This is a genomic window from Tessaracoccus sp. MC1627 (assembly GCF_014164725.1).
GTDB lineage: Bacteria > Actinomycetota > Actinomycetes > Propionibacteriales > Propionibacteriaceae > Arachnia.
This window is the reverse complement of sequence record NZ_JACJGA010000013.1, coordinates 15,484-27,841: the sequence shown is the minus strand read 5'-3', so window position 1 is coordinate 27,841 and position 12,358 is coordinate 15,484. Positions and strand designations below refer to the sequence as shown.

13 protein-coding genes and 1 pseudogene are annotated in these 12,358 nt (G+C 64.4%); 5 read left to right on the top strand and 9 right to left on the bottom strand.

Annotation, left to right across the window (positions count from 1 at the left end; all coding sequences use genetic code 11):
• The 4 genes from H5399_RS17200 to H5399_RS17185 all read right to left on the bottom strand — a co-directional run.
• Nucleotides 1–194 (bottom strand): transposase (locus H5399_RS17200; RefSeq protein WP_182784901.1); only part of this gene is annotated, 194 nt, incomplete at its 3' end.
• Nucleotides 195–935: 741 nt separating this feature from the next.
• Nucleotides 936–1,595: a serine protease gene (locus tag H5399_RS17195; protein ID WP_182784899.1), complete on the bottom strand. Its 660-nt coding sequence runs from the start codon at nucleotides 1,593–1,595 to the stop codon at nucleotides 936–938.
• A 329-nt stretch (nucleotides 1,596–1,924) separates the two neighbouring features.
• Complete coding sequence (locus tag H5399_RS17190; protein WP_182784898.1) at nucleotides 1,925–2,968, bottom strand: site-specific integrase; 1,044 nt, start codon at nucleotides 2,966–2,968, stop codon at nucleotides 1,925–1,927.
• Nucleotides 2,961–3,293 (bottom strand): hypothetical protein, encoded by a 333-nt coding sequence (locus tag H5399_RS17185; protein ID WP_182784896.1) that lies wholly within the window; start codon nucleotides 3,291–3,293, stop codon nucleotides 2,961–2,963. The genes H5399_RS17190 and H5399_RS17185 overlap by 8 nt, the downstream gene beginning before the upstream one ends.
• Nucleotides 3,294–3,594: 301 nt before the next feature.
• Here H5399_RS17185 and H5399_RS18720 point away from each other — a divergent pair.
• The 5 genes and pseudogenes from H5399_RS18720 to H5399_RS17165 all read left to right on the top strand — a co-directional run.
• Nucleotides 3,595–4,032: pseudogene (locus H5399_RS18720) on the top strand (competence protein CoiA); the annotation flags it as partial.
• 84 nt (nucleotides 4,033–4,116) lie between these two features.
• On the top strand, nucleotides 4,117–4,902 hold the full coding sequence (locus H5399_RS18310) for a hypothetical protein (RefSeq protein ID WP_255422430.1): 786 nt from the start codon (nucleotides 4,117–4,119) through the stop codon (nucleotides 4,900–4,902).
• Between the two features lie 443 nt (nucleotides 4,903–5,345).
• Nucleotides 5,346–5,948 carry a hypothetical protein gene (locus tag H5399_RS17175; protein ID WP_182784892.1) on the top strand — a complete coding sequence of 201 codons (603 nt, stop codon included), beginning with the start codon at nucleotides 5,346–5,348 and terminating at the stop codon, nucleotides 5,946–5,948.
• Nucleotides 5,941–6,978 carry an ImmA/IrrE family metallo-endopeptidase gene (locus H5399_RS17170; protein WP_182784889.1) on the top strand — a complete coding sequence of 346 codons (1,038 nt, stop codon included), beginning with the start codon at nucleotides 5,941–5,943 and terminating at the stop codon, nucleotides 6,976–6,978. The genes H5399_RS17175 and H5399_RS17170 overlap by 8 nt, the downstream gene beginning before the upstream one ends.
• Before the next feature lie 53 nt (nucleotides 6,979–7,031).
• Nucleotides 7,032–7,577 carry a hypothetical protein gene (locus tag H5399_RS17165; protein ID WP_182784888.1) on the top strand — a complete coding sequence of 182 codons (546 nt, stop codon included), beginning with the start codon at nucleotides 7,032–7,034 and terminating at the stop codon, nucleotides 7,575–7,577.
• A gap of 321 nt (nucleotides 7,578–7,898) precedes the next feature.
• Here the strand turns inward: H5399_RS17165 and H5399_RS17160 are convergent, their stop codons facing one another.
• The 5 genes from H5399_RS17160 to H5399_RS17140 form a co-directional block, all read right to left on the bottom strand.
• Nucleotides 7,899–8,762, bottom strand: coding sequence for a DUF4062 domain-containing protein (locus H5399_RS17160; protein ID WP_182784886.1), 864 nt, complete (start codon nucleotides 8,760–8,762; stop codon nucleotides 7,899–7,901).
• A 57-nt stretch (nucleotides 8,763–8,819) separates the two neighbouring features.
• Nucleotides 8,820–9,032 carry a hypothetical protein gene (locus H5399_RS17155; RefSeq protein ID WP_182784884.1) on the bottom strand — a complete coding sequence of 71 codons (213 nt, stop codon included), beginning with the start codon at nucleotides 9,030–9,032 and terminating at the stop codon, nucleotides 8,820–8,822.
• A gap of 633 nt (nucleotides 9,033–9,665) precedes the next feature.
• Nucleotides 9,666–10,217 carry a hypothetical protein gene (locus H5399_RS17150; protein WP_182784883.1) on the bottom strand — a complete coding sequence of 184 codons (552 nt, stop codon included), beginning with the start codon at nucleotides 10,215–10,217 and terminating at the stop codon, nucleotides 9,666–9,668.
• 17 nt (nucleotides 10,218–10,234) lie between these two features.
• Entirely contained in the window at nucleotides 10,235–11,674 is a 1,440-nt protein-coding gene (locus H5399_RS17145; RefSeq protein WP_182784881.1) for a type IV secretory system conjugative DNA transfer family protein, read from the bottom strand.
• Entirely contained in the window at nucleotides 11,671–12,111 is a 441-nt protein-coding gene (locus H5399_RS17140) for a hypothetical protein (protein WP_182784879.1), read from the bottom strand. Before H5399_RS17140 ends, H5399_RS17145 begins: the two co-directional genes overlap by 4 nt.
• Between the last annotated feature and the right edge of the window lie 247 nt (nucleotides 12,112–12,358).

The window sequence follows — 12,358 nt, the reverse complement described above, 5'->3', positions numbered from 1 at the left end:
GTGGTGCCCGGCCGGATACCCTCGTCGACCTCTGCCTGGGACACCCAGCCGCGTAGCGTCTCCGAGTTGATCCCTAGCTGCTCCCCGATCCGGCGGATCGCCCCCGGCCGTGTCGCCGGGTCCTTCCGAGCCTCCAATGTGAGCCGGATCGCCCGCTCACGCAACTCGTCGGGATACTTCCGTAGTGCTGGCATCCGATGCCCTCCTTCGTGACTTGGATGCCTCCATCAAACCCGACACTTGACAAGGGCGAGGAGCTTGTCCGGATCAACAGCAGGAAGGTGATCCGTGCCTTGCGGGCCCGCTGGATCCATGTGTGTCTACCGCTGCGCTACTCGGCGCAAGCAGCCGCTGAGGTGGGTCGGGGGTGCACTGTGCTTGAGCCCGCGATTGCGCTCGCCCCTCCTAGTGCGCGATCCGGGCGGTCGCCTCGTCCTTGTCTTGGGACCAGGCTCATGGCGCCTGAGATTCACTCGCCGCTGTTCGCTCTTTGATCAGCTCATCTAGGGCCTCACACACTGACGCGTGCCCTGCGTTTCCTAGTACGCCAAGTGTGATAGCGATTGCGGGACCAAGGACAACCGCCGCCGCTCCCACATGGGGAGCTATCGCGGTGGAGATTGAGGCAACGATAACCATCTTACCTGCGCCGATAGAGTGGGCTAACTGTTTCCTCTCTTCCTCATACCCTCCACCCCCGCAAAGAAGTTTCTGGAGTTCCACCAGAAGGTTTGAATAGAACTTCGCTGCCCCCGCGCGGAGTCCTCCGTACGGAGCCGTGTCCTTTGGGCCGGAATTATCTAACCAAGTGGTGGCCGCCTCAACCGGATCGCTGGTCGCGAGCATGTTGAGCACATGGTCTCGTTGATAGGAAGGCAATGAGTGCACCCACTCATCCATGCTCCCAGCAAGGAGTTCGGAAGGATCGATATCGTTCACTGGAGCATCCCCTTCAAGTATTCAGCCGACACTGCGTGGGTTGTCTGGTGCAGAGTAGCTGGATCTACGCCGCCGAGGCTTATCCCACCCCCACCCCCTGGGGCGTAGCTCCCAATCAGGACGGCCACTACCGTGTTCTCGGAGGCATTCAGCACAGGGCCGCCCGACTGCCCTTCACGAGCCTGGGTGTTCAGGACAATGTGCTTGCTTTTCTGACCGGCGCTCTCGATCAAGATCCGAGCGCCGACGTGGGCACTCTGCTGGGTCAGCACCATCCTGCCAAAATTCGCGTGCGGAAATCCCCAGGTCGTCACCGGAGCGCCAGGCGGAACCAGGTCCGAACTTCCAATACCATAAGAATATTTAATCTCGACGTTGTTTGGCAGTTCATAAACAGAGAGGTCCCGGACAGGGTCTGCCGCGGAAAGGGTTAGAGGCATAATGCTCAATGACGAATCCGAAGTGTCCTGATATTCTGCGATGCTCGAAACCTTCGGAGCAATGAGCACCATGTTGCTGTCATCAGCACCTGCGACATGGTAGGCAGTCGCTACCTTACGCGGACCCACTGCAAAGGCGGTCCCCAGGAGAGTGACAACCCCCCCAGTCCCGCTCCGACCTAATGCATAAACGACTTGGCTCAGATCAATCGCCATGGTGTCATGCCGCCTTTCCTCGTTGGTGCTTGCCACGATATCGCCAAGGGAGCCGACAGGCGGGGTCGCCTGCAGTCATCCCGGCGCGCCCCGTCGCCTGACGTCAACGACTGGCACTACGCACCCTTTCAGCCCATGACATCTGGCTCCTGCGACGCGCACAGCAATGTTCTGCCTGCACTCATCACGCGTGATCTTCACTGAGTTCTGCAAGCCAGACCCGTGCCATCAGGGTGCGCGCTCATCGGCATGAGAGTGAAGCAGGGGAGTGTCCAGGGAGGCCTCCGGCCGGACCCGGCGACGATTCGAGGCCAAGCCCGCCGACCTCTTCAGAGAGGGAGTTGGGTGGCTGCGTTCTCTTCCCAGGCGTCTTCGATGCGGGTGTAGATCCCGATGGAGGCCAGGTCCTTGTGCCGGGTCTGGCGGGCGATCTGCAGGGAGGTGGCGCCACGTTTCGCGGCGTAGGTGACGAACCCCGCCCGAAGGGAATGCGCCGAGAAGCCGGTGGCGTCGAGACCGGCCCGGGTGACTGCCTGGGTGATCAGCCGGGACAGGCCGTCGGGGGTGAGGCCACGGGCGCTGACGCGGTTGCCTTTGGAGACGGATCGGAAGACCAGGCCTTCGGTGATGCCAGCGACGGTGAGCCAGTTGCGTAGTGCGGTGACGGGGCAGTAGTCCTGGCGGGCACCCCAGGGGAGGACCACCAGCTCAAGGTCGCCGGTCTGATTCGTTTTGGAGTGGGTGAGCTCGATCACCAGGCCACGTTCGTGGGGTTTGATCTGATCGACCTCGAGGGCGGCGAGTTCGGAGGCGCGCAGCGCGGACACGAACCCGACCAGCAGGAGTACCCGGTCCCGGATGCCGCTGAGCGAGGGCTCATCGTCGCGGGTCTTCCATTTCGTCATCGCCGGGCAAGCATCAACGACGTCGAGGAGGAGTGGGGGCATGAGGGGGCGGGCCTGGTCCGGGGGAGCGCCGAGCTGGCGGCGGATCCCTTCCCAGACGGCGATCACGCGTGCGGTCTGGGTGGGGTCGGGATGGTTACGGACCTTGTGGGCGAACCGGATCGTCGACAGACGGCGGCTGATCGTGCCGACCTTCGCGCCGGCGGTGGCCAGCGCCGAGATGTAGCGGGAGATCGCGATGTCGGTGGCGGGCAACGCGATGTGGTGGTTGTCGCGGCACCAGGTGACGAACTCGGTCCAGTCGGAGCGGTATCCACGCAACGTCGACGAGGCCCGGGAGGCCGAGGCGAACGCGGCTTCGGCCGCATCCAACGACAGGTCTTCCGGCAGCAACATCCCCGCCTGCTGATCAACCGCGACCAGACCACCAGCCGCACTGTGCAGGGCCCCTGGCTGGCTATCAGACATGCGACTCGTCGGGTAGCTCAAGTTGGTCGGCGAGCCAGATGCGGGCGGCGGCCTCGGCAGCCGGTTTGGCGGCTGTCAGGGTGGGCTGGACGCCGCGGGCGATGCGGGTCACCTGGTCGGTGCTGCCGGTGCGGTAGATGGTGAGCGTCCAGGTCCAGCGGCCGGCGGTGCCGCGCTGGGCCATCAGCTGCAGATCGTGGCGCTCCGAGATCGGCAGGTTCACACCCCACGCGGACTTCGACCCGGAGCGGTCGTGGCTCCACTCGTACGGGGGCAGCGGCACGTCGTCGCGGGTGACGAGTGGCTGTCGGCGTCGGGTGGCCATGCCTGGACTCTACTCGGTTATTACATCGGATTCTCTGGATAATCCGATGTAATAAGTGGCGCCGGGAGAGGGCCTGGCGATCCCTCTACGACGACGACAGTTTGTCCAACAGGCTGTTGGACAACCTCTCCAGCCGTCTCCGAAATCCCTTCGCTCTGGCAACTAGGAGCTTGCTTGGCTCCGGGCTGGCCATCAGCCGTCCCGCCCAGCTCCACTGGAGGGAGCGGCACAGGCGCCCTCCGGATCTTTGTCGTTGGCGTCTGCGAGGCTGACGTGGTGGGAACTATGAAAGGGGGCTGCCATGCCTCTCACAGCCCTACTGGCTGGCGTCGAGCTCGATTCCACCGTCTGCAGCACCGAGGAATGGCTCGCCATCCATCGCCAGAGGCCTCGTCCAGAGTTGGCGTGCAGGGCATGTGGCGCGTCCATGCACGCCAGGGTCTCGAAACGCGGTTTGCGCCACTTCGCACACGACAAGCGCCAACCGACTTGCCCGGTCGAGGGGGAGAGCCCGGAGCATCACCACCTGAAGTCTTTCGTGGCCCGTTTGGCTCGCGACCTTGGCTACCGAGCAGAGCTGGAGGTTGCGTCAGCTTCTGACGCTGAGGATGCTTGGCGAGCCGACGTTCTCGTCCTCACCCCCTCTGGCCGTAGGTTCGCATTTGAGATCCAGTTGTCGGCCATGAGCATGCCCGAGGGCCGGCACCGAACCGAACGGTACGCATCTGCCGGAATCGCGACAGTCTGGCTGAGTTCTCGGCACCCGGGCTGGATGTGTCAGCTCCCGAGTGTCCACATCTCCGAGAGCGGCTCCGAGGATCCGGTGGCCGACCGCGGCTTGGCACGCTTCGACGGTCAGCGATGGATAGCTCAGGAGTCTCTGCCTCTGATCGAGGTCATCTCGGGCATCCTCGATGGCACCATGACGAAAACCGAGTCCCCCGGCGAGTTCGTGGAAATGGTTGCCGTCAGACGCGCCCCCAACTCCGCCGAGGTGACCGTCTCACGCACCACCCGAGATGCAACGGTCCTGGTTCGAACCTCAGACCTCAAACGGCACCGCTGGTATCAGGAGGGCCTAGATCGGCGACGGGAAGAGCAGCAGAGAGCCCAGGAGGAGGCTGCACAGGACGCTGCACGCACGGCGCGTGAACGCTCGGCGAACATCGCAGCGATGAAGGAGCGGCGATACCGCCTACTCCAACGGGTCGTCGCGGGCCTTCAGGCCACGCTGAAGCCCGACGAAGCGATCTGGCTCGCTGGCCAGTATCCAGAACGATGGGACGGCGGATACCCAGTGCCACTTGAGCTGGCGAGCGGCACCGCATCGTCGGCTCTTGGAGCCTTGGCGGGCATCGGCTCCCTCGACATGCCGGGCATGTCGTGGGTAGTGATCTGCCCGACAGCTAGTCGCTGCGACACCGAGATGGGTGCCGAATGGAGAGAGCACGCTGTATGCGTGGGAGCAGATACCCCGCGCGAAGCGCACATGATCGCGCGCGCGCTCGGCTGGCGGGCCCACGAGGTTGAGATCATCGGCCCGCAGTGGAAACCACAACGCCGACCGCAAGCGGGCCCTATCCCACGTGAATACCTGGGATTGCTATAGACGCAGACCCGGCCCAGGTCTCCGGCGAGTCAAGCTCTGATCGCTGGAGAGCGGGAGGCGGGAGGCAACGGCCTTGGTGTCGCCACGGCAACGCCTCGTCTCCACCAGACGTGACCGGCAGGCGGAGGGCTATTTCGTCTCGTTCCTGGCTGAGCCGATTGAACCTCTGCCTAGCCCAGGGAGCGGCGGTTCAGGCTGGCCGCACGGGCTCATCTGGCGCTACCGGCGGACGATGCGGTCAAGTCCCGTGTAGTGATGTAGCGGGGTTCCCTCGTTTAGGCGATGAGGTTTGGGCCCGATCTCCCCGACGTCCTGTCATCCCGCGTGTCGAGCATGCCGAGCAAGTTGCTGCTGCTTTCAACGTGCCCCTCGCCCGTCCGTCGGCGCGTACTCTCGCACGCGCCCTCCTGCAGTTGTCCGGTAGGGGTGGTATATTTACTGGCATGATTGATGCGGAAGACCCACTTCAGGTGATGGATGCTTTGGGGCCACGTGTGGTCACCGGCCTCGGCCGCGTCGTGGCCGCCACGCGAAAGGACTTGGCGCTGTACAGGGAGGCTTTCCCTGAATGGTCCGCCCAGGCCACCAGTCGCGGCACCAAGTCATGGCTTCACGACCGCCTGTTCGACCACGTGAAGCGCGAACTCGGCGACATGCCCAGCGTGAGACTGAAGATGACCGAGCCAGCTCGTGAGTTCATGGTCGACCAGAGGTTCCGCTTCCGCATGAAGGCACACCTCCCAGGTGATCTGCTGTCCTCCTACCCGACTCCTAGCGCTCTTCAGTTCATGTGCCAGGGACTTCAACCCTCATTCCCGAGCCTGGGTGAGATCCGGCTGGTGGCTGGCTACCGATGGGACCAGGACCTCATGGAGATGGCAGAGGCGGTAGTGACCTTGCGCGATGGCCGACGGTGCGTCTGGGCCGTCGAACTCCGAACCGAGTCCACTGGTGGGGTGTTGGGCCAGTTCGCTCCGTTCCCGATCGCACCCGCCCCGGGGATCGCCATCAGGCTGCCCGGAATCGAGCGGACCTCCGATGGGTAGCCTTGGGGACGTGCTGCTGACGGCACGTCGAGCAGCTGGGCTTACGCAGGCAGAGTTGTCAGGCACTGTGGAGGTCACGCAGGCGGCACTGAGCCGTTACGAGCAGGATCTGCGCGTGCCTGACGACGAAACCCTTGAGAGACTCGCAGACGCACTTGGAGTCACGCGTCGGTTCCTCCAACGGGCACAGTCGCCAAACGGCGCCATGGCGGTGGACGCTCATATGCGTCGGAGAAAGACTGCCAAGCCAACCATCTGGAGACAGCTGGAGGCGAAGCTCAACATGCTGCGACTCCATATCCAACAGATGAGCGAGATCGTCGACATCTCGGCATCGTTGACGCTGCCCTCCGTCGATCCAGTAATGGTGGATCCCGCCGAGGCGGCTCGCCTCGTCAGGATGCAATGGAGGTTGCCGGTTGGCCCAGTCCGCGCGTTGACACAGTGGATGGAAGCCGCTGGCTGCGTCATGGTGGCACAGGATTTTGACACAGACCGCATCGACGGTCTCTCACAATGGGTAGCCGGCATCCCAGTGGTACTGATGAACACCACAGCACCCCCGGACCGCCTACGGCTCACTTTGGCCCACGAGCTGGGACACCTCGTCATGCACCGCGAAGAGGTGGTCGAGAATCTCGAGGAGCAAGCCAACGCCTTCGCAGCAGAGTTCCTCATGCCCGAGGCGGTGATTCGATCCGAGTTGCATGACCTGACCCTGGCTAAGGCTGCTTCACTGAAGCGTGTCTGGTGGGTCTCAATGCAAGCTCTCATCGAACGGGCCTACCAACTCGGCACTCTGCCCGCCGCCAAGCGGACAAGCCTCTACAAACAACTCAGCGCCCGAGGAATGCGAGTCAGGGAACCGTACGGCGAGTTCATCCCGCGTGAGCAGCCCGCCCTCACGGCTGCCATCGCAACCCAGTTACTCCGCCAAGGTCTCGGCGCAGACGAGATCGCCGAGATGCTCGGATATCGTGACGCCACGCACAACGAACTGCTGCCCACGCCGAGGCTGAGGGCGGTGTAACCCCTTTGCGATTCTCTTGGCTTCGAAAGCCTCCACCGGCGTCACCTCAACCGGTGAGCGTCGATGCCCTGACCTACGACCGTGAAGCTGAGCGTGCCAACTCAGCGGAGGTGCTCGCCCAAGCTCAATGGCTCTTCGAACAGCATGAGCACCGTGTGCAGAATTGCCAGACCATGGCCATCGGGCTACTTACAGTGACCGGTACGGTCTTGGCCGTGACCCCGTCCCTCCTCCCCGAGGCGCCACCATGGGTGCTGCTGATTCTCCCGGCAGTCGTCGGAGTGGCCGGCATCGGCACAATCGTGTACTGCCTGCGCGTACTCATCCCTAGAACACGCACGAATGGCCTCCCCGCTGTCAGCGCATTGCGCGAACTCGCCAACAGACACGAAACCGCCCCCCAAACCCTCTCTGTGCCTGTCACCCAGTTCGCTGCCGACCTTCTCAACCCAATGCAGCTGACTGAACCCGCCCCGCTCTCCCAAGCCGCGGCAGACGCCGCACGCCGCACAAGCGCACTGACTCATGCCTACGGGTGGTTCGCCGCGACCTTCATCGCGATAATCGCCATGACCAGCGTGATCCAGTTCACCCACTAACGACGAGGAGCAATCATGTCCCCAAAGTCCCCGCCGCCACCGACCGAGGAGCGGTCGCCCGAGCTGCGGAATCTGAGCACTCTGGATCGGAGGAGGGATGGCTGAGGAACCGTCACAGCCGACCTCACAGAGGCCAGCACCCGAACGGGTCCCCCCGTTCCCACCGGTGTACGACGTGATCAAGAAGGAGCACAACCCCACAGGCCTGCAGAAGCGAGAGAGGCAACCTTGAGCCCGCGCTTGTCTGGACAGCACGTGGCGTCACCAACACACGGAATGCCAATAGACGCGTACCCTGCCACTAGATAGGCCGGAGCGCCACTATCCGACTTGGTAATCGCGCTGTTTCTGTTCGCCGTCCTCGCTCCAGCGGATACGGAGGAGCGCCCCATCCGAGCCGCCGGCCGCGTAGAGGACCTGGATTCGTCGAGCTTGTCCTTGGTGGATGGTCGTGGGTGAGTCCGAGGTGATCAAGCGCATGATCCTGCCTTCGAGCACCGCCTCGAACGTCACGTTCTCAGCATCCCTGTCGCCGGTGTTGGTGATACTGAGCCAGTGTTTCGTGGAGTAGCGCGGCCCCCCCCTGGGGTTGGTCCCGGACACCTCGCGCTCTCGCTCAGGCTGGACGAGGAAGTCCACGCCGTTCGGTTTAGCTCGGATCGGCGCCGCCGATTGGTCGATGTTCAGAGTCACGATGTCGTGTTCGATGGCTTTCCACACTTCACCCTGAAGTTGTTCGACCTTGCTGAACTCGCCTAGGAGCCCTCGGCTCTGCATTTGGCGCTTGAAGGTGCGTAGAGACTCAAGCTGAGCCGTATCGACGGTGTGTGGCAGAGGTGCTGTCGAGAAGTACAGGTGTACTTGCTTGCCTAGTTGCAGAGCTCGATCGATCTCTTCGACGGTGCCGGAGACAGCGTCGGGGGTCGGCGAACCAAGCCGACCACCGAACAGTGCGAACACGATGTCGGATTCGTCGACTCCTTGTCCGTTGATGAGCTCCTGCGGGTGCGAACCGATGATGGGCACTGCTGACGACTCCCAGCGCCAGGGCTCAAGGATCACACTTTTGAACCGTGCGTTGGCTTGGTTCCAGGCAGCAACTGCTCCCTCTACTGCGTCTCTCGCGTCGGGGACATCGGATGGGGAAGCGATCATCACACGCAGCACAGTTGCGCGATACATCATGACGCTCGCCTCCCCGACAACGCCGCCAGGTCTAGCTGCATACCAGTCCGACGGGACTCAGTAGTCACGCTTGGCTCCGATGGCAAGCACCCACTCCTCGAAGCGATCGAGAGCCAGTGCGTCATCTCCACGCACCAGTATCTCCGCGCCGCCACCGTAGGGCGGGTCATCGGGATTGACAGCCTGAAGACCCAGATCATGGGCGGCGTTCACCGCATCGTCCGCCCGATGCGCACGTTGCGCGTCAAAGCTGTAGCCACGCTGGCTCATAGTCGCGGCTCTGTAACTGTGGCACCGAGACCCACCACGAACTCCGTGAACTTCTGAAGGCTCGCATCTGTGCCCCTCACATCGAACAACACGTGCCCGCTGCCCCTGTCGTCCACGCGATCGGCACTGAGCCCGTACACATCCGCAGCCTCTAGCGCTTGGAATGTCAGGTGGGCCGAGTCGGGTCCTAATATCACTGTTCTCTTCATCCCCATGCGGCGACCATACGTGACTGCTCCGACAGTAGGTGTGTGCATCCGCCCGTGGCCGGTCCTGCGTTTCAGGCCACGGGCGCCTTCCGGACTGCAGTCAGCACAGCCAGCCCAATGGGTTGCTCGACTGTGTCAGTAGTGCTAGGTACGGTCTTTCCCATGACCATGAAGCGCTCCGATTTCGGGTCTCTCAGCGATCGCCTGGGGCGGGCACCGAGGAAGCTCGACGGCCTGAGGGTGCGTCATGTCTGGCTCGACAGCACCTTTCCCGCTCTGGTGGTCGATCGACGCAAGACGGCTGGCCGGTGGGAAGGGCAGGTAGTGCGGGTCGAGGACGGTGAACTCCTAGTGGGCTGGGTGAACGGGGACAGGATCTCCACCGTCGAGGGACCGGCGACAGTCCCGCATCGTGGTCTCGCACCTACAGAGCCTGCAGGATGACCGTCTGCTCCACGCCAGGGGCGCTATCAACATCGTCGCGGAAGGCACGACGTCGCCGTGCTGCATCCGTGTGGCGGGTGTGGGCTGCTCGTCCGGGCCATGGTTGGTGTTTCTCGTCGCAGGCGCGGCGTTGGTCTCGGGTGCGGTCGAGGTAGCCGGGGAGGGCATAGCGGTGCCATTCCTCGAGCGGCATGGGGCTCGTGGCTTCGCCGGCTTGGTAGCGCATCGCGGCGAGGGTGAAAAGTTCGCGGACCAGGCCTGGGTGTTCGGGCCAGCAGGGTGGGGTGTGGTCGGCGGAGTACCAGGCGTGTTGAGTGTTGAGCCAGATGACGAAGGCGTCGAGCCACTGCCAGGTGTCCCAGCCCAGGTCGGGGTCTGCGATGGTGGTGATGTCCCAGATTCGGGGCAGGATCTCGCCGGTGGCGATGATGGCCTCGGCGGCTTCTCCCCCGCGGGCGAGGATCGCGAGGTCGACCAGGGCAGCGAGCATCCGCTCTGAGGGTTCGGGGAACGGTTTGAGCAGGGGAGTCATCGGGGCGGGTCCCTTGTCTAGTCGGTGAGGCCGAGTTGGCGTGAGTAGGAGTGTGCGAGTGCGGTCTTCTCCCCCACCGTCATCGTGTGAAGAGCCCCACCCTCGGATGTCGTGAGGAGGCCTCGTATTGCGCGCTGCTGCGCGAGCAGCGCCTTGCCGGGTTTGCCATCGATGGCGCGGTGGAGGGCGGCTATGACGGGTTTCCCGTTCTCCGCCACCACCAGCGCGGTGCGGGTAGGGAGTTCGCGGAGCTGCTCAGGTCTGATCACGGGGATGTCTTCGCCGTGGGTAGAAATCGAACCATGCTGCCCGTGCTGCTGGTTGCGCCGAGTGATGCGCCTCGTGCCGAGGAGGTCGCTGATCTCGCGATTGAACGCAGCGTCTTTGGAGCCGCCGAAGATGATCAGAGAGTTGGTCAGGTCCTTGATCGCGCGGGCCTGCTGTTCCCCGAAGATGCGCGTCAGCTGCGCCCACGTCTGGGAGGCCCAGATGAACGAAATCCCCAACGCCCGCTCATTGGCCATCCTCGTCGCAAGAGTCGGCAGCGGCGCCGTCGACGGAAGCTCGTCGAGGCAGGCCAGCATCGGCGGACACAACCTGCCGAACCCACTCTCGTTAGCGAGCTGCAGGGCGGTGTCGAGGACATGCTCCGCCACCGCCGTCATCAGGGGGGAGGCTGACACGTAGGGGTCTTCGCGGCCGAGCAGGTAGATGGTGCCGTTTCTGCGGATGAGGTCGGCGATGTCGACGGCGGGTCGGCCGTTGCTGGGGACGCAGCGTTCGCGTCGGTCTCGGGTGGCGAAGAGGGCCAGGGCTTGGTCGACGGTGGATTTGGTGTTGCCGGCGGTGCGCTCATCGGTGTTGCTGACCGCGCCGGCGAGGAGGCCGGACCAGTTCGGCTCCGCCATCGGATGCGACCGGAGAATCTCTGAGGGGAGGGTGGCGGTGCGGGGGTTCGCGGACCATTCGAGGATGTCGTTGAGCGTGTAGCCGGCCAGTGCGGCGGCGTGGAGGTAGCACTGGATGACTTTCGCGGCTTCGGCAGCGTAGAAGCGGGCGGCGGAGTCGGCGCCGTCTCCCCCACTGCCGAGGGTGCCGGCGCAGAACGCTTTGGCGCGCTTCTCCGCGACGGTGGCGTCGACGCAGCCGTCGATCGGGTCCCAGATCAGCTCCGGCAACCCCGGAGCGGCACCGAACGGGTCCAGGACCGCCACCGGACCTCGGGCTTGGCGGGCGGCGAGGGTGAGGAGCAGGTCGTCGGGTTTGGTGAGGGTCACCAGGGCGGCGCCGGGGGCCTGGAGGAGGGCGGGGGTGAGGATGTCGAGGGTCTTGCCAGAGCCCTGGGGTCCGATGACGCCGGCGGTGCGGTCCCACGGCTGCCACAACGCCACCCCGACAGGCACCTTGCTGGTCCCGATCCGCCACCCCACCGCTGTCGGCTCAAACCGGCCCCTCATCGCCGGTGGCCCTTGCGGTACAGGTCGGGGCGGATCACGGCACGGTTGGCGCGGAGCCGGCCCAGCCCAAGGAGCTGTTCCGCCTGTCCGGTGGTCGCCATGCCCTTGAATCGGCGGCCTGCCGTGACCCGAATCGCAATGACTATGGCGGCGGTCAGGCCGGCGATGAACAGCGCTGCGGCGATCGCCCACGCAACCCAGACGGCGGCGGCGCCTTGCGTGGTGAGGCCGGCGTGGAGGTTGCCGGTGAGGATGCCCCAGCTGCTGGTGACCAGGGCGGCCGACGGTGGCCAGTGCCAGCCGGCGCCGGCGGCGGCGAGGGTGAGGCTGCGGCCGGCCTGGACCGCGACCATCCCGAGGAGGGCGATGGTGGTGAGGGCGCCGACGGCGGGTTCCCAGGTCCAGGCGTAGCCGTCGTCGTGCTGCGAATCTGTCATGCCCCTGAAGAACCCGGACGAGACCGATCCATAGCGTGAGCGGTCGGCACAACCAACGAAGGCTTGTTCGTGAGGCTGGGGTGGCACGGAAGCCTCCGGCGATGGGGGGTCGCTGGAGGCTTCCGGCTGGATGGTGTCGAGGGATGTCGACACCGCTTTGGGTGTGTGCAGCACGCTACCCGGCGGGAGCAGGCGGGAATACCTACCATCGGCTGCCGTTTCGAGCGTACCGCCCGCCCTGCGCAGC

What these genes read in the sequence shown, in the direction of transcription:
- H5399_RS17175 (WP_182784892.1), top strand. Translation starts at nt 5,346, where the DNA reads ATGATTGATGCGGAAGACCCACTTCAGGTGATGGATGCTTTGGGGCCA.
- H5399_RS17140 (WP_182784879.1), bottom strand. Translation starts at nt 12,111, where the DNA reads ATGACAGATTCGCAGCACGACGACGGCTACGCCTGGACCTGGGAACCC.
- H5399_RS17185 (WP_182784896.1), bottom strand. Translation starts at nt 3,293, where the DNA reads ATGGCCACCCGACGCCGACAGCCACTCGTCACCCGCGACGACGTGCCG.
- H5399_RS17145 (WP_182784881.1), bottom strand. Translation starts at nt 11,674, where the DNA reads ATGAGGGGCCGGTTTGAGCCGACAGCGGTGGGGTGGCGGATCGGGACC.
- H5399_RS17160 (WP_182784886.1), bottom strand. Translation starts at nt 8,762, where the DNA reads ATGATGTATCGCGCAACTGTGCTGCGTGTGATGATCGCTTCCCCATCC.
- H5399_RS17190 (WP_182784898.1), bottom strand. Translation starts at nt 2,968, where the DNA reads ATGTCTGATAGCCAGCCAGGGGCCCTGCACAGTGCGGCTGGTGGTCTG.
- H5399_RS17195 (WP_182784899.1), bottom strand. Translation starts at nt 1,595, where the DNA reads ATGGCGATTGATCTGAGCCAAGTCGTTTATGCATTAGGTCGGAGCGGG.
- H5399_RS17170 (WP_182784889.1), top strand. Translation starts at nt 5,941, where the DNA reads ATGGGTAGCCTTGGGGACGTGCTGCTGACGGCACGTCGAGCAGCTGGG.
- H5399_RS17155 (WP_182784884.1), bottom strand. Translation starts at nt 9,032, where the DNA reads ATGAGCCAGCGTGGCTACAGCTTTGACGCGCAACGTGCGCATCGGGCG.
- H5399_RS17150 (WP_182784883.1), bottom strand. Translation starts at nt 10,217, where the DNA reads ATGACTCCCCTGCTCAAACCGTTCCCCGAACCCTCAGAGCGGATGCTC.